Source organism: Lentzea xinjiangensis (assembly GCF_900110955.1).
Lineage (GTDB): Bacteria > Actinomycetota > Actinomycetes > Mycobacteriales > Pseudonocardiaceae > Lentzea > Lentzea xinjiangensis.
This window is the reverse complement of the sequence record NZ_FOFR01000012.1, coordinates 89841-106495: the sequence shown is the minus strand read 5'-3', so window position 1 is coordinate 106495 and position 16655 is coordinate 89841. Positions and strand designations below refer to the sequence as shown.

The 16655-nt window shown below is 69.6% G+C and carries 8 protein-coding genes; 4 read left to right on the top strand and 4 right to left on the bottom strand.

Translation table 11 applies throughout. From position 1 onward, the window contains the following. Window positions 1-7: 7 nt before the first annotated feature. On the bottom strand, window positions 8-9814 hold the full coding sequence (locus BMW88_RS24540; RefSeq protein ID WP_177221279.1) for a polymorphic toxin-type HINT domain-containing protein: 9807 nt from the start codon (window positions 9812-9814) through the stop codon (window positions 8-10). 337 nt (window positions 9815-10151) lie between these two features. Between BMW88_RS24540 and BMW88_RS24535 the strand changes: the two genes are divergently transcribed. After that, the gene (locus tag BMW88_RS24535) at window positions 10152-12188 is read left to right on the top strand and encodes a tachylectin-related carbohydrate-binding protein (RefSeq protein WP_143116223.1); all 2037 of its coding nucleotides are present in this window, start codon (window positions 10152-10154) and stop codon (window positions 12186-12188) included. A gap of 12 nt (window positions 12189-12200) precedes the next feature. Further along, window positions 12201-12692, top strand: coding sequence for an RICIN domain-containing protein (locus BMW88_RS24530; RefSeq protein WP_089954375.1), 492 nt, complete (start codon window positions 12201-12203; stop codon window positions 12690-12692). Window positions 12693-12768: 76 nt separating this feature from the next. Here the strand turns inward: BMW88_RS24530 and BMW88_RS24525 are convergent, their stop codons facing one another. Together BMW88_RS24525 and BMW88_RS24520 are read right to left on the bottom strand one after the other, a co-directional pair. Continuing rightward, a complete protein-coding gene (locus BMW88_RS24525; protein WP_089954371.1) occupies window positions 12769-13722 on the bottom strand; it encodes an electron transfer flavoprotein subunit alpha/FixB family protein in 954 nt (317 codons plus the stop codon). 13 nt (window positions 13723-13735) lie between these two features. Continuing rightward, entirely contained in the window at window positions 13736-14518 is a 783-nt protein-coding gene (locus BMW88_RS24520; protein WP_089954369.1) for an electron transfer flavoprotein subunit beta/FixA family protein, read from the bottom strand. Between the two features lie 214 nt (window positions 14519-14732). Between BMW88_RS24520 and BMW88_RS24515 the strand changes: the two genes are divergently transcribed. Both BMW88_RS24515 and BMW88_RS42060 read left to right on the top strand, forming a co-directional pair. Further along, window positions 14733-15575, top strand: a complete 843-nt coding sequence (locus tag BMW88_RS24515; protein ID WP_089954366.1) for a DegV family protein — start codon at window positions 14733-14735, stop codon at window positions 15573-15575. A gap of 64 nt (window positions 15576-15639) precedes the next feature. Then, window positions 15640-15792, top strand: coding sequence for a hypothetical protein (locus BMW88_RS42060; RefSeq protein ID WP_177221278.1), 153 nt, complete (start codon window positions 15640-15642; stop codon window positions 15790-15792). Here the strand turns inward: BMW88_RS42060 and BMW88_RS24510 are convergent. After that, window positions 15789-16595: an isocitrate lyase/PEP mutase family protein gene (locus BMW88_RS24510; RefSeq protein WP_089954365.1), complete on the bottom strand. Its 807-nt coding sequence runs from the start codon at window positions 16593-16595 to the stop codon at window positions 15789-15791. The genes BMW88_RS42060 and BMW88_RS24510 overlap by 4 nt on opposite strands. Window positions 16596-16655: the final 60 nt, after the last annotated feature.

Genomic DNA, 16655 nt, shown 5'->3' with positions numbered 1-16655 from the left:
CCTCCTTTCACGGGCCTTGCGTGATGTCCCAGTCAGGGGACACACCTCTGACGCCCGGCCACCACTTGCCTACCTTGTCCTTGCGGTTCTTGCGGATCGAGATGCCCACACCATCGGTTTGGGTGTTGTAGTGCTTGCGCCACACATCATCGGTCTCGTCGTTGTCGGGCGCCATCACCGCGGGGATCGCGGCGTCGGCCATCTGGAATGCGACCAGGCGGCGGTTGTCCAGGGAGAACAGGCCGCTCGGCCGCTGCACCAGCCGAACGGGCTCGAACCGGCTCCAGTCGACGTTCCCGCTGCGGATCGCCTGGACGAAATCGTTGATGTTGCCGCCGTTCGAGTAGTTCCAGCCCGCGGTCTTCTGCGTGAACCGAATCGAGAACGGGTCGCGGAGCTCGCACCCGTCACCCATCGACTCGATCGGCGGGGTGCTGCCCTCGTTGTGGACGAGGAGTGGGGCAGCCTCCCTCGACGAAGCCACGAAGTACGTGTGCAGCCCATCAACAGTGAAGTTGTGGACCTGCTGAACCCCGCTCCACGACCGGGTCCCCGTGACCTCCGCGGACCGGTTGTCCGCGGTCAGGAACCGGTAAGAAGGCCGGAGGTCGGCAGCCTTGACCCACCGCTTCTCCGACTCCACCCAGAAGGGGTGCTCGTCGGTCGCCTGGATCTTGCCGCCCGACGAGTCGGTCAGCTCGACCATCGTCCGCTCGGACACCTTCGACCGGACCTCGGTGACCTCGCGCGCACCGAACTTGCCCGTCGTCGGGTCCTTGGCGAGAACCCGGTCGCCGGCCCGCACGTCCTCGATCTTCTTGCGCGACCCGTCGGCCATCAGCACCAACGTGCCCGGCGCGAAGCTGTTGGTGACCCCGAGGCGGGACGCCAGCGAGCAGGCCGCACCCGCGGCACCGTCCGCCAGGTCGTCGGAGCGCGAACCGCCCGACCGGCCCGGCCGGGCCACGTCGTCGAGCTTCGCGCCGGCGCCCTGCGCCACCTCGGAGCCCATCCGCGCCGCGGCCGGGGCCTCCTTGATGACGTCGTCGGTGTTCTTCAGCACCATCGTGCGGAAGAAGTCCAGGACCGCGCCGCCGTCCACCACGTTGTCGAGCGCGTGGCTGACGATGCTGGCGGGCGAGAACGGTGAGGTGACGACCAGGTCCTTGGCCGCGACCATCGGCTTGCGCAGGGCCGCGAACGTGGACGGCGGGATGCGCTTCGCCGCCTGTTCGGCCGCCATCTTCGCGAAGGCGTGGCCCGGCATCGCGCGGATGATGTCGCCCGCTGACCGGGCCACCGCTCTCGCTGCTCCCGCCCCATACTTCGCCGCGCCCTTGACCACGCGGGAGACGGTTTGCTTGACGAGCTTGCCGCCGATCTTCACCCACTTGACCTCGGTGATGACCTTGCCCGCCGCGCGCATGATGCCGCCCGCGGACTTCAGGCCGCCGCCGATGTTCTCGGCCGCCCTGCCGATCTTGGTGGCCTTGACCGCCTTCACGCCCGCCTTGATGCCCTTGGCGGCGAGGTTCACGACCTTGCCGGCCGGGATGAAGTTCAGCGCGGCCATGGCGCACCCGCCCCAGCTGGGGTTGGTGAGGCAGCCCTTGATGTCGTTGTAGCCGGAGACCTCCTTGACGAACTCCAGGCCGTCGGTCTTGGCCCAGTTCCACGCCGCCTTCGCGCCGTCGGAGATCGCGTTGCCGACCTGCTTGGCCTTCTCCTTGATCCAGCCGAAGAAGTGGCCGTCCGGGTCGTCGTAGTTCATCGGCGAACCGGCGCCGTAGGTGTAGCGGTTCATCGCGATGGACGGGGAGGACGGCAGGACGATCGAGTCGCGGCTGGTGAACGAGCCCGTGCTCGGGCTGTACCAGCGGGCGCCCATGTTGACCTCGCCGGACTCCGGGTCCGTCCAGTCGCCCTGGTAGCCCACCTTCAGGCCCGTGCCGGCGACGCGCTTGCCGAACGGGTCGTAGGCGACGGAGTCCTCGATGGACGAACCGCCCGGCCGCAGGGTGCCGACGACGTCGCCGTGGCGGTCGCTGACCGTCAGCTTCTTCTGGTCACCGGTTCCGACGGCCAGCAGCGAGTCGTCGATGCCGCGGCTGAACAGCGACTCGCCGTCCGACACCGGGTCGATCCCGAAGCCGGCGTAGGCGAACGTGCCGCCGTTGCGGCCGATCATGCGGCCCAGGCCGTCGTAGGTGAACGTCGTGCTGCCGCGCAACACGGCCTGGTCGAAGGCATCCCAGCCGTACGTGTCGGTCAGGCCCGACGACGTGCGTCCCTCCAGAGTGCCGCGCGCCGAGTACGTGTAGGTGTAGTCGCCGTCGCTCTCCAGGCGGTTGCGCTGGTCGAACGTCGAGACCTTGTCGCCCGCGCGCACGCGGTTGCCCGACTTGTCCCACCCGTAGTCGGTCGTGACACCGTTGGAGGTCCACGAGGTCATGCGACCCGCGTGGTCGTAGCCGTAGGTGTTCGTCGACGCACCGGCGGTGCCGGTGGTGACCTTCGACGTCAACTGGTCGTTCAGGTCGTACCCGTAGGTGATGGACCCGATCGTCGCCCCCGTCGACGTCTCGATCTTGTCGGCCTTCTCGCGGCCGAGGTCGTCGTACTCGTACTTGCGGATGGCGTCCGGTCCGTACGTGATGCGGTCGAGGTCACCGGCGGCGTTGTAGGCCAGGGACTGCAACGCGTTGGTCACGCCGTCCTGAATGGACGACAGGCGCCCCTTCAGGTACGTGAACGTGTTGGTGCCGGCCGCGTCGGTCTTCGTGGTCAGCCTGCCCGCCGCGTCGTAGCCGAACGACGAGTTCCCGGACGGGCCGGTCGCGGTCAGGAGCTGGCCGCGGTCGTTGTAGGTGTAGACGTTCTTGGTGTTGCGGGCGTTGACGCCCACGACCAGGCCGCGCTCGTCGTAGTCGCGGGTGCGGGTCTGCGTGGCGTGGGCGGCACCGGAACCGGACTCCGTGCGGAGCCTGCCCAGCGCGTCGTAGGTCCGTTCGCGCGTGATGCCACCCGGCACCTGCACCTTGGTCGCGAGGCCGCGCTTGTCGTACGTGGTGGTCCACGTGCGGTCGGCCTCGTTCGGGTGCGCGGTCGTCGCCGGCTCGATCACCTTCTCCGGCAGGCCCAGCGCGTTGTACGTCGTGATGGTCGAGTTGCCCCGGCCGTCCGTCGTGCGGGTGCGCTGGTCGGCGACGCTGTAGCCGAACGTCGTGGTGATCGAGTCGGTGGCCGACACCGGCTCCACCTGCTTCACCAGGCGGTCGGCCGCGTCGTAGGTGAACTTCGTGGACCGGCCGAGCGCGTCGATCTCCTCGACCACGTTGCCGACGGCGTCGTGCTTGAGCTGCTCACCGCGGATGAACGAGCCGTCCGGGGCGAGGTTCAGCGTGCCGGTGAGCCAGCCGACCTGGTTGTAGACGCGGTCGGTGATCCGGCCCATGCCGTCGACCGTGCGGACCTCGCGACCCGCGCCGTCGTAGCCGAACTCGGTCTTCGCGCCGTCCGGGTCGATGCTGCGGATCCGCTGGCCGAGCTTGTCGTAGACCTGCTCGGACACGTCGCCGGCCGGGTTGGTCGACTTGAGCACCCGGCCCGCGTCGTCGTAGGAGAAGGTCGACGTGAACACGGCGGCCCGCGGCTTGCGCTCGATCTGCGTAGCCGCGATCGGGCGCTTCAGGTCGTCGTAGACCTGCTTCGTGATCGCGCCCGACGGGTCCGTCGTGGTCAGCAGCTCACCGGTGCGCGTGTGGACGTAGGAGGTCTTCGCTCCCGGCTGGGTGGGCGCGTCCGGCGAGGGCAGCACCTTCTCCACGAGCTGGCCGAGCTGGTTGTAGCGGAACCGCGTGACCGCGCCGCCGGCGTCGATCACCGCGCTGACCTTGCCGTCCGGCTCGTACTCGGTGCGCACCTCCGGCACGATCGCCTCGGTCGCACCGGGCGGGGTGTAGCCCGGCGACTTCTTCGCGACCTGGCGGCCGAGCTTGTCGAACGTCGTCTCGGTGACGTCGTTCTTCGCGTCGCGGTGGTGCGTCACCTGGCCGAAGGTGTTGTAGCCGCTGGTGATCCTGGCACGCGCGTCCTGCGCGGGAGCACCGTTCTCCTCGGCCTTGACCAGCGGACCGGTGAGCTGGACGAGCTGGCCCTTCGCGTCGTAGGTGTAGGAGTTGGTGTACTCGGCCCGCCTGGCCGGGTCCGCGACACCGCGCGGGTCCACCTCGGTCCTGACCCGGTCGTAGGCGTCGTAGGTCCGCTCGGTGACGAGCGGGTCGGCGGCTCCCCTGTGGACGATCTCCTTGGTCTGCCGGCCCATCGCGTCGTACTCGAAGTCGACGACCTCGGTGACCGAGGAGGTGGCGGGGAAGTTGGACGGGTTGCCGGTCTTCACGACCCGCTTGACCTGCCCGGCCGCGTCGTAGGTCAGCTCGGTGGTGCGGGCCAGGCCGCCGGGGTCCTGCACCGTCTTCCTGGTGCGCCCGGCCTCGTCGACCTCGTACTCGGTGACGAGCCCGCCCGCGACGACCTGCCGGACCAGGTGCCCGGCCGGGTCGTAGGCGTTGTCCTGCACGGTGATGTCGCGGCGGTTGCCGTCGGCGTCCCTGCCCGCGCCGACCGCGACGATCGCGCGCAGCGAGTTGTCCCGGTAGTACGCGTACTTCGTCGTGCGGCCCATCGCGTCGACGTCGGCGTGGAGCCTGCCGGCGAGGTCGTACAGGTAGCTGTGGACGAGCAGCGAGTCCTTGCCCGGCTTGGTGGGCGCGTCGACGTCGTCCTGGTCGTTCTGGCCCTCGTTGGGACGCGTCGGGTCGACCGGGTCACCGGTGTAGCCGCGCAGCCAGACCTCGGCGATCTTGTTGCGGGCCGTGTAGGTGAAGTCGGTGCGGACACCGCCGGGGCTGACCGTCCACATCTTGTTGCCGAAGTGGTCGTAGCCGTGGCTCGTCTTGTTGCCCTCGGCGTCGACCTCCTCGGCGAGGCGGCCGCGGTCGTCGTAGCCGAACGTCGCGACGCGCGGCGCGTCACCGCCGGTCAGGTCGACGGCCTCCAGCTTCGTGCGGTTGCCGTCGGCGTCGAACGTGCTGCGCGTCTCCCTCGTGTGCACGACGCCGCTGACCGTGTTGGTGATGGCCGGATCGGTCGTCGCCACGACGCGGGACAGGTCGTCGTAGGTGTACTTGGTCGTGACCGGCGGGGTGGACGGCGACGACTCGGTCTCCTCGGTCTTGCGGCCGAGCGAGTCGTACTTGTACGACGTCTTCAGGCCGGTCGGCGAGGTCTCCGACTCCAGGTCGCCGTTGCGGAAGTAGCTGTAGAGCGTCGTGCCCGAGCCGGTCTGCTGGGTGCTCATCACGAGGCCCGCCGGGACGTTGCCGCCGTCGGCCGCCTGGTCGGACGAGTCGGTCGAGTAGCGGTGGGTCACGACCTGGCCACCCGCGGCGGTGCCGGTGACGAGGTTGCCGTGGACGTCGTACTCGGACCTGTCCAGGTACCTGTCGTCGGCCGGCCCGGACGAACGGGCGTCGCGCTCGCCGATCACCTTGTCGTTGCGCGGGTCGGTGAAGTCGGCCGGGTTGAGGAAGTGCTCGACGTAGCTCGTGGAGCAGTCCGTGCCGCTGCGGCGGCAGGTCGTCGTCTGCTTCACGTTGCCGCGCTCGTCGTTCACCATCTTGACCTGGTTGCCCAGCTCGTCGGTGATGGTGCTCTGGAACCCGGACGCGTCGTAGTCGTAGCTGCGCACACCGCGGGTCTTGCCGGTGGAGTCGACGATCTGCGGCGGCGTGGTGCCGCCCTTGCCGACGCAGAAGACGGGCGCGCCGTCCTCCACCCCGGACGCGGGCTGGCAGTTCGGGTTCGTCGTCGGCGCCGCGGGCTGGGGCAGCCGGTCCTCCGGCCGCGTGCTCATGCCGATCGGCGAGGTGTAGCGCAGGATCCGCGACCGCTTGGCGTCGTAGTCGTAGCTGTGCGGCCGCTCACCGGGGTCGGTGACCCCGACCGTGCGGATCAGGTTGTCCTCGGAGCCGGTCATGACCGGCTGCTCGATCTTCCACTTCCCGCCGTCGGCGTCGACGACCTCGCGCACCCGGTCGTTGCCGTGGTCGTAGGCGATGGTGCTCGCCGTCCGGCCGCTCGGCAGCGTGATCTTGGTCAGGTGCGGCGCCTGCGCCTTCTCGGCGATGTGCGCCTTGACCGCCGGCAGCCCCAGCGAGTGCTCGTAGACCGCGACCTCGTCGACCTCACCGGTGAAGAAGCGGCGCTTGCCCGCCCCGTAGCCGGGCCAGTCGCCCTCGACCGGGGCGTAGGCGGCGCCGGCCTGCGCGAAGCTCAGGTTCGCGTGGTCGATGTCGCCGTCGAGGTCCCCGCCCTGCTGCACGCCGTCGACGAACAGCTGCTGCTTGGAGACCGCGCCGGTGAGCACGACGTGGTGCCAGTTGCCGTCGTTGACGGCGGCGGCCGAGGTCAGCGGGGCGACGCGACCGTTCCAGAACTGGCCGCGCAGCTTGCCGTCCGTGCCGACGTACAGCATCGGCACACCGCTGGTGGCGTCCTCGCCGACCGCCTTGTTCTGGTAGCCGAGCAACGGGCCGTTGCCGGTGGTGCGGAACCACATCTCGACGGCGACGTCACGGCTCAGGCGCACCGCGTCGCGCGGCAGCTCCACGACCGACGACGTGCCGTTGAAGCCGGCGGCGGGGTTCTGGTTGCCGTCGAGCGGGCTCGCCTTGCCGAGCTGGACGTCCTTGAACTTCGCCGCGTCCTTGCCGAGGTTCGTCAGGATCTCGCTGCGCGCGCTGTCGCCGGTGGTCTCACCGAGCCGCCAGTAGTGCTTGGGCCGTGAGTCGAGCACCACGCTGCGGTAGTGCGAGCCCTGCTCGTAGTCGTAGGTCGTGCACTCGCTCTTCGGGTTGCAGACCGAGATGAGCTTGTGCGGGTCCGTGGTGTCGTAGGTGTACTTCCACTCCAGGACCTTGCTCTCGGACTCCTGGATGAAGGCCCGCTTGACGTGCTTGTTGGTGCCCCACTCCAGGCGTAGCTGGCGGTTGCTCACCGTGCTGGTGATGCGGGTCGGGCCGACGTCGGGCAGGCCGTAGGTGAGCTTCACGCCCCGGCGGTGCGCGTCGTGGATCTCGATCAGGCGGCCGTCGAGCTTGCGGAACTTGTAGTGGTTGGCCGCCTTGTCGACGAGCACGTACGTCTGGGAGCCGTCGATGGTCTCCAGGAAGAACGTGGCGAACCGGCCGGGCGGCGGCGCGTAGGTGCGGTCGAACGTGCCGTCGGTGTTGCGGTGCGCACCGAAGCGCACGGTCTGGCCGTCCGGGTAGGTGACGACGACGTTGCCGGAACCATCGGTGTCCTCGACGACGCGCATGTCGAGCCGCGACACCCAGCCGGAGCCGAACGCGAGGTCACGGCGCGGGTCGAGGCTGTTGTAGGTGCGCGCCAGCGTCAGGTCGGGCCCGACGGTGGCGAGCGAGGCGTCGATCGCGGCCGAGGTGTAGTTGCCGTTGACCGGGTTGAAGTCGCGGTCACCGCCGCTGTAGGGCGCGGCGCCGATCTGCGAGGTGACCTCGGGCTGCGGCACGTTCGTCAGCAGGGCGCTGAACGGCAGCGCCTCGCTCTCGGAGCTGCCGTCGAACGCGAAGGCCCGCCACAGGTAGGTCTTGCTCCAGCGGATCTTGCCGGCCGGGATGGTCCACGTGGGACGGTCGACGCGGCCGGAGTCGAAGCACGAGCCGGCGACCGGCTTGTTCTCCCGGTCGGCCTCGCAGACCTCGAAGCGGTACTTGAGCTGGGACCCGCCCGGCGCGTCGACGTCGGTGGCGTTGACCCACAGCTGCTGCGCGAGCGAGGTCGCGGAGTGCCCGTTCGGCGGGTACTGACCGGTGACGATCGGCGGCACGTCGAACACCTGCAGACCCAGGCGCGCGGGTGGCACCTGTTCGTCGGTGAAGACCTTGACGCCCTTGTGCACCATGGTGAACTCGAGGCTGTACTGCCCCGGCTCGACCCTGCCGATCTTCGCGTCCAGCGTCACGGACTGACCGCGCGGCACGTCGTGCGGCAGCTGCGCGGACTCGGTCTCGGCCTGGTAGCCACCGCGGGCGTCGAAGCGGCGGTACGCGAGGAAGTACTCGCCCGGCCGCCAGGTGTCCCTGCCCAGGTTGGTGACCTTGACCTTGATCACGCCGTCCTGGTTGCGCGTGACCGGGGGCGCGGGGACGCCGTTCTCGATGTGGTAGGTCGCGTTGTACGGCGAGTGCGTGACGTAGAGGGTCGGCGGGACCGCGCTGTTGTGGCCCGCGATCTTCTTCCAGCCGAACACGTCGGTCTCGGACGCGCGCAGGCTCAGGCCGAAGTTGGCCTGGCTGTGGTTCACCCAGCGCTGCACGAGGTCGCGGCCCGCGTCACCGAGGTTGATCGCCTGGCCGGTCGCGGGGCAGGCCGAGGAGTTGGCGCCGCTCGGGATGTAGCCCTGCGCGAACGAGCTCGACGCGACCGCGTCGCCGACGGCGGGACCGGGGTAGGTGTGACCGGCGCCCGCGGTCCAGCCCTGCGTGACCGGGTGCACGCTCATCGGCGCCGGGCGGCACGACCAGGAGTAGTAGTTGAGCAGGAAGAGCTGCGCGCCGAAGATCCGGTGGTTGCGCAGGTCGTTCTCGATGCCGGGGAACGCCAGGTACGTCGTGGCGTTGATGCCGCCGGAGGCGCGGCCGACCTTGAGCTCCAGGCCGTCGGACCTGCTGAAGCTGGAGCTGCCGGTGCGCTGCACGTACATGCTGGTTGCGGCCTTGCGCTCCAGGACGCTCGGGTCGACCGTGACCGGGAACTTCCTGGCGCCGTCGGCGAGCCACGCGCGGTCGAGCTCGACCTTCAGCGTGGTGCCGTCGACGATCTCGTAGCGCACGCCGTAGGAGGTGGCGGGGTCGCCGGTGTTGGCGTCGACGTTGCTGTCGGTCATGAAGCCCGCGGGGATGACCGCGCGCTCGGCGCCCGTCCCGTCGGTCAGCACGACCGCGTTGTCGACGACCTTCGCGCTGAGACCCTTGAGCTGCAACGGGAAGAACCACGTCGTCGGCGCGGAGGCGCTGTGCAGGACGAGGTCTTCCTTGAAGCCGCCGGGCGTGGCGGTGATCCGCAGGTCGGACTCCGCGCGCACCCCGGGGTAGGTGACCGCGCTGCCGTCGGCCCGGCCGGCGACCGGCGCCGCGTCCCGCAGGCGGTAGCTCATCGAGTGGTCGCGGTCGAGCTCCAGGGTGACGAGCTGCGACGCGTCGGCGCGACCGGCCAGCCTGGTGGTCACGGCGTCGGCGGCGTTGCGCCAGCCGGTGCCGTCCTGCTTCAGGCCGGTGTCGACGCGCTGCCACTTGCCGTCGGCGTCGCGGAAGTTCACCCGGCTCTGCGAGTAGACGGTGGTGTCGGTGCCGTCGGCGTTGCGGTAGGTCGACCGGTGCTCCTCGCGCCGCTCCGGCAGCTCCTGGCTCGTCTTCTGGTCGAAGCCCTTGACCTGCGGTTGCGGCGAGTCGAGCACCTTCGTGGTGCTGGAGGGCTGCGACCACGGCCCCGTGCGCGAGATGGGCGGGTACTTCGCCTGCTCGGACCGCGCTTCGGCGGTGTTGGCCACGCCGTCCTCGACGACGTGGTCGCGGTGCTTCAGGCGGGCCGCGGCCTTGCCGGCGGTGGTCCAGTCCTGCTGCGGAGTGCCCGCCATCGCCTCTTCGAGCTGGCGCTGCGCCTCGCGCTGGGCGAACCAGCCCTCGAGCACCGCTCCGGAGGACGGACCGACGATCCCCCCGACCAGAGCCATGAGCAGACACAGGACGAAGAATCTTTTGTTGCGTGCGAAATGAGGGCGCGCGAAAGCGCCCGGCAACCTAGACACAGGTGGACCTTCCCCCAGGACGGACCGAACTAGCACGGACGTGCCGCCGCGTAAGTGGAAGGTAAAGCCGGACGGCCCCCGGCGCAAGCACGGGTTTGCGTTACACATTCACCGGTGGCTCTGATCACACTTGTTCTCATTCGCGGAAGTTGACACAGGAGTCATACTTCGAGCCGCAGGGCATCTGGGGGCGAGATGTCGATCTTGCCAGCAGCGCGAACCTTGTAGATCCATCTCGAACATGACCTGACAGAGGGGTGTCATGGCTATCAGTCATGCGCGCAGAACCACGTCAGCGCTGCTCAGCGCCGCGCTGGTGACTTCTGCGCTGGCGGTCGTGCAGTCGGCTCCCGCCGCCGTGGCGGCGGAGACCATCCAGTGCAAGAGCTCGGCGCCCATTTACGCGGGCCTGCACGACGGGCATTTCCGGGCGTACCAGCACAGCGAGCCGGAAACGGGCGCACCGCAGTGGGACCCGACCCAGCACGGTGGCGCGGTAATTGACGCGACAATGGTCGCCGGTCCCGACGGGTTGATTTACACGCTCAAGGACGGCCGGGTCGAAAAGCGTCGCTGGAACGGCACCGGGTGGGACAACGGCGGCACTCCGGAAGTGGTGGCGACCGACTGGGGCGGCTGGAACAACACGCCTGCGCGCTTCCGTGTCTCCGCTGATGCCAAGGGTGACTTCTACCTGGTCACGGACGACGGCACGCTGTGGTGGCACCGCTTCCACGCATCGACGAAAACCTGGGAAAAGCGCGTTCTGGACACCGGGTGGAACAAGTACGACCAGGTCACGACGTCCGGTGAGGGCGTGATCTGGGCGCGGAACCCGAGTGAATCCAACGGACGCCTGTACCGGTACCAGTACCACGCGGACTCGCAGCGCTGGCTGCAGTACGGAAATCCGCACGGTTCCGGCTGGAACATGCATTGGCGGATCCTCGGTGCCGGCGCCGACGTGCTGTACGGGTTGACCAAGGACGGCGAAGGCTGGCCCGGTCACCCGGCGGGCAGCGAGCCGAACCAGATCATCTGGTACCGCTACGCCCCGCAGACCAACACCTGGCAGGGCGGCTCCTACAACGGCTGGGGCTGGAACTCCGGCTGGCGCGTCGTCGCCGCGCCGGACTCGTGCAAGTGGGTCGGCGGCACCGTGCCGCAGCGCCCCGGCCTGAGCGAGGGCGTCGACCGCGCCTCCAGCCTCGTGCAGACCTCCGACGGCCGCGTCCACCACCTGTGGGTCGACCCGCAGGGCGGTCTGGTCCACGCGAAGCAGCGCGACCTCGTCGACCCGACGGCGACGGACCTCTACACCGTGCCGCAGTCGCAGAACCTGACCGGTGGCGCCTCGCTCTCGGCGCAGGAGGACGGCCGCCTGCTCGGTCTCGCCTCCGGCACGAACTCCTCGATCCTGAGCAGCCTCCAGCCGACGAAGGACGCGCTCTTCGGAGTGGGCAAGGACTTCGGCGGCTTCACCGCCTCCTCGCCGACCGTGGTGAAGGGCAGGGACAACCTCCAGTCCGCGTTCATCGTGGACGGCAACGGCGAGATCTGGACCCGCGGTCAGAACACCGTGAACGCCGAGCTCCGCCCGTGGACGAAGAGCTACGCCTCGTTCCCCGGCACGAACCCCGGCCCGACGCCGAAGTTCGCCGCCCGCGCGGTGACCGCGGTCGCCGACAACGGCGCCATCGTCGTGATCGCCTCCGACGTGAACGGCCAGCCGTGGGTGGCCAATTACTACGGCAACGGCAACTTCATCGGCGGCTGGACCGCGCTCGGCCAGCCCACCGGCACCACGCTGGCCTCCGCCGCGTCCGCCACGCTGACCCGGGACGGCACGGTCCAGCTCGCGGCCCGCGGCACCGACGGCCGCGTCTACACCAAGCGCCAGGGCACCGACGGCTCCTGGACGGGCGCCTGGACCAAGATCCACGACCGCACGTTCCTCGGCCAGCCCTCGATCCTGACCTCGACCGGCGGCACCACCTTCGTCGTCGCGCGGGGCACGGACCGCTTCATCTACGAGACGGGCACCACCACCCCGGGCGGCGCGATCTACCGGACGTGGAACCTGGTGCGCGGCAGCGACTTCCCCGAGCCCGCGGAGACCGACGCCGGTGTGGTGGCGATGTCGAACGGCAACTGGGTCCTGAGCTACCGCAACGAGTTCGGCGAGATCCTCGTCGCCTACGCCACCACGTCGGGCAGCTCCGTCGCGGCCCGCACGGCCTCCGCGGAAGCCACGGCCACGCCGGCACCGTCGTTCACCGTCAAGAAGACCAAGCGGTAGAGGGGAAACACCGTGATCCGCAAACTCGTCGCGTTCTTCGCCGCCTGCGCGGCGGTCGTCGTGCTGGCCCAGCCCGCCTCCGCGATCGTCAACCCCGTGGTGATCAGCCTCAAGAACGTCCAGTCCGGGCTCTGCATGGACGTGCTCAGCTTCAACCAGGCCAACAGCGCGCCCGTCGTGCAGTGGGACTGCAACAACCTGGACAACCAGAAGTTCACGCTGGAGAAGAGGGGCGACAACGAGTACGCCCTGAAGGTCAAGTTCAACGGCAACTGCCTCGACATGGCGGTGAACTACAACAACAACGTCCAGGTCACCGTGTTCCCGTGCCACTACGACGCGAACCAGATCTGGTTCTTCGAGCGGCTCGCGGACAACCCGAACCAGTTCCAGCTCCGCAACAAGCTCACGAACAAGTGCCTGGAGAACGGCATCCTCACCGAGAAGGGCAAGCCGATCTTCCAGTTCGAGTGCCACCAGGACACGCACCAGCGCTGGGTCTGACCCCGCACGAGCGAAAGGGCCCCCTCCCCGACGGTGTCGGGGAGGGGGCCCTTTCGGTTGCCTCGGGCCGGTTCGCTCAGCCCTTGCGCTTGCGGACCTCGCCGGTCAGCTGCGGCGCGACGGCGAACAGGTCGCCCACCACGCCGAAGTCGGCGATCTCGAAGATCGGGGCCTCGGGGTCCTTGTTGACCGCGACGATCGTCTTCGAGGTCTGCATGCCCGCGCGGTGCTGGATGGCGCCGGAGATGCCCAGTGCCACGTAGAGCTGCGGCGAAACCGTCTTGCCGGTCTGGCCGACCTGGAACTGGTGCGGGTAGTAGCCCGAGTCGACCGCGGCGCGCGAGGCGCCGACGGCGGCACCGAGCGAGTCGGCGAGCTCCTCGACGACGGAGAACTTCTCCGCCGAGCCGACGCCGCGGCCACCGGAGACGACGACCGAGGCTTCGGTGAGCTCCGGGCGGTCGCCACCGACGACGGCCTCGCGGGACGTCACGCGGGCGGCCTTCGCGGGGTCGACGGAGACCGAGACCGACTCGTCCAGCACGGCGTCCGCCGCGGACTCCTCGGCCTCGACGCCGCCGGGGCGGACGGTGATGACCGGGGTGCCCTTGCTGACCTTCGCCTTGACGACGAACGCGCCGCCGAAGATGGACTGCACGCCGGTGCCGTCGGCCTCGACGTCCACGACGTCGACGAGCCAGCCGGAGTCGATGCGCACGGCGAGGCGGCCCGCGACCTCCTTGCCCTCGGCGGTCGCGGACAGGAGCACCGCGGACGCGTTCGGGGCGAGCGAGGCGAGCGCGTCGACCTTCGGGGTCACCAGGTAGTTGACGGCGTCGTCGGACTCGACGGCGTAGACCTTCGCCGCGCCGTACCTGCCGAGCGACTCGCGGACCTTCGCCGCGGTGCCGGGCGCGCCCACGACCACGGCGGCCGGGGTGCCGAGGCGACGCGCGGCCGTCAGCAGCTCGTAGCTGACCTTCTTGACCTCGCCGTCGACGTGGTCGACCAGAACGAGAACTTCAGACATGGTGTCCCCTCCCTCAGATGAGCTTCTGGCCGACGAGGAACTCGGCGATCTTCGCACCGCCGTCGCCACCGTCCTCGACGCGCTGGCCCGCGGTGCGCGGCGGCTTCGGGGCCGCCTCGAGCACCTGCGTCCACGCGCCGGACAGGCCGACCTCGGACGCGTCGATGCCGAGGTCCGCCACGGTGACCGTGGAGACGGGCTTCTTCTTCGCGGCCATGATGCCCTTGAAGGACGGGTAGCGCGGCTCGTTGATCTTCTCGGTCACCGAGATCACGGCCGGCAGCGACGCCTCGAGGAACGTGACGCCCTCGTCGGTCTCGCGCTCGCCGGAGATCGTGGTGCCCTCGACGCTGACCTTGCGCAGCTGGGTGACCTGCGGCAGGCCGAGCAGCTCGGCGACGATGGCCGGGACGGCGCCCGCGCGTCCGTCGGTCGCCTCGTTGCCCGCGATGACCAGGTCGACGTTCTCGACCGTGCCGATCGCCTTCGCGAGGACCTTCGCCGTGGCGATCGAGTCGGAGCCGTGCAACGCCTCGTCGCTGACGTGGATCGCCTTGTCCGCGCCCATGGACAGCGCCTTGCGGATGGCGTCGGTGGCGCGGTCGGGGCCCATCGCGATCACGGTGACCTCACCGCCGTGGGCCTCCCGCAGCAGCAGGGCCTCTTCGACGGCGCGCTCGTTGATCTCGTCGAGCACGGCGTCCGCGGACTCGCGGTCAAGGGTGTGGTCGGCGTCGGTGAGCTTGCGCTCTGACCAGGTGTCAGGCACCTGCTTGACCAGGACAACAATGTTCATAGGTCCTCTTCGACCTCCTGCGGACGGGCGGCGACGCTACGCAGAGGACTTCAGAACCGCGCCGCCGGGTGTTCACGACCCTGCCATCACCCGGATGTTACCCGCCAGTAGCACCGCTGCAAACGGTAGCAAGCACCCCGCTAGCGTGACAGTTGTCACCCGCTGACGCCACCAATTGAGACCTACCCCATCCGGGACACTAGGCTGCGCTGACATGTACCGGCGAGTAGCTGTAGTGACCGACTCCACGGCCTGCCTCCCGGCGCAGCTGACTGATCAACTCGGCATCGAGGTCGTCCAGATCCAGGTGCGGATCGGCGACCACACCGACGACGAGTCCCGCATCCCGGTTCCGGACCTCGTCTCGGCCATGCGCGCCAACGTGCCCGTGACGACGATCCCGCCCGACCGGGGCGCCTTCCTCCGGACCTACTCCGACCTGGTCTCCCAGGGCGTCCGCTCGATCGTGTCCGTGCACGTGTCGAGCCGCCAGTCCGCGACCGTCGAGGCCGCCCGCGCCGCCGCGGCCGAGGTCCGGGTGCCCGTGCACGTCGTGGACACCCACACCTGCGGGATGAGCATCGGCTACGCCGTCCAGGCCGCCGCGAAGGTGGCCGAGGCCGGCGGCAACGTGGACCGGGTGCTCGCGACGGCCCTGCGCCGCTTCGACAGGTCCACCGAGCTGATCTACGTCGACACGCTCGAGTACCTGCGCAGGGGCGGCCGCATCGGTGCGGCCGCCGCACTGGTCGGCGGCGTGTTGTCGATGAAGCCGCTGCTGACCATGGCGGACGGTCAGATCACACCGCTGGACAAGGTGATCGGCGCCGACCGCGCGCTCAACCGGATGCTGGACATCGCGGTCAAGCGCGCGGGCACCGACACCGTGGACGTGGCCGTGGAGCACTTCGACGCCGAGGAGAAGGCGAGCCGCCTGCTGCGCAAGCTCCGGCGGAGCGTGCCCAACGTCCGCCAGTTCATGCTCACGCAGGTCAGCTCGGCGATCGGGGCCCACGTGGGACCGGGTGCGCTGGGCATCACCGTTTCGCCGGTCTGATGTCCGGGAACTCCGGGAACGGTTTCGTCCGTTGAACTGGACGTAACGGACACCTGGAGGACCGATGGCCAAGTTCATGGACAAGATCACCAGGTTCCTGCGCAGCCCGCAGGGCCAGAAGCTGCAGACCAAGGCACGGCAGATGGCTCAGGACCCGCGCAAGCGCGCCCAGGCCGAACAGCTGCTGCGCAAGTTCCGCGGCGGCAAGCGCCACTAAGCACCGAACAACGCGTTGAGCTCGCCGTAGCCCAACCCGTCGACAGTGCTGTCGTAGGTGCCCTTGGCCAGCAGCTCCTCGGCGGCCCTCTTGGCCGCCGCGTAGGCCGCTGACGCCAGCGCGGTACCGACGCTGACCCTGGCCGCGCCCGCGGCCGCGAGTTCCCCGACCGCGGGCGCACCAGGTCCGGCGAGAACGTTCACCGGCGCGTCGATCCCCCGCGCCAGCTCCCCGACCGTCGCCAGGTCGGTCACGCCCGGCACGAAGATCCCGCTCGCACCTGCTTCGAGGTAGGTCCTGGCGCGGTCGAGCGTGTGCGGCAAGCGGTCCTGCTCGTCGCCGATCCCCCGCAGGAACACGTCGATCCTGGCGTTGATGTAGATCCCCGGCGCCGCCTCCCGCGCTGCCGCGATGCGGTCCGCCTGCTCCCGCGCGTCGCGCACCGAGCCACCGCGGCCGTCCTCGATGTTCACCCCGGACGCGCCCGCTGCGCTGACGGCGCCGACCGTCTCGCCGACCTGCCGCGCGTCCGCGCCGAAGCCCGACTCGACGTCCGCCGTCACCGGGATCCCGACCGCCCTGGCGATCCTGCCCACGAGGTCGATCGCGAGGTCGCGGTCCAGCCGGTCGCCGTCCGGCGCGCCGAGGCTCCACGCCACGCCGGCGCTGGTGGTCGCGACGGCCTTGGCGCCGGCGGCCTCGACGATGAGGGCGGAGGCGACGTCCCAGGCGTTGGGCAGGACCAGCGGGCCGGGCCTGTGCAGGGCGTGGAAGAGCTGCGTGCGGTCAGCGGTGGAAGTCATGGTCCGAGTGATATCAGGCCGCACCTACGGCGGTCCGGCGGATTTCGGACGGGATCCGGC

Excerpts from the sequence above, each read along its gene's own strand:
- BMW88_RS24540 (WP_177221279.1), bottom strand. The coding sequence starts at position 9,814 with ATGGCTCTGGTCGGGGGGATCGTCGGTCCGTCCTCCGGAGCGGTGCTC.
- BMW88_RS24535 (WP_143116223.1), top strand. The coding sequence starts at position 10,152 with ATGGCTATCAGTCATGCGCGCAGAACCACGTCAGCGCTGCTCAGCGCC.
- BMW88_RS24525 (WP_089954371.1), bottom strand. The coding sequence starts at position 13,722 with ATGTCTGAAGTTCTCGTTCTGGTCGACCACGTCGACGGCGAGGTCAAG.
- BMW88_RS24520 (WP_089954369.1), bottom strand. The coding sequence starts at position 14,518 with ATGAACATTGTTGTCCTGGTCAAGCAGGTGCCTGACACCTGGTCAGAG.
- BMW88_RS24515 (WP_089954366.1), top strand. The coding sequence starts at position 14,733 with ATGTACCGGCGAGTAGCTGTAGTGACCGACTCCACGGCCTGCCTCCCG.
- BMW88_RS42060 (WP_177221278.1), top strand. The coding sequence starts at position 15,640 with ATGGCCAAGTTCATGGACAAGATCACCAGGTTCCTGCGCAGCCCGCAG.
- BMW88_RS24510 (WP_089954365.1), bottom strand. The coding sequence starts at position 16,595 with ATGACTTCCACCGCTGACCGCACGCAGCTCTTCCACGCCCTGCACAGG.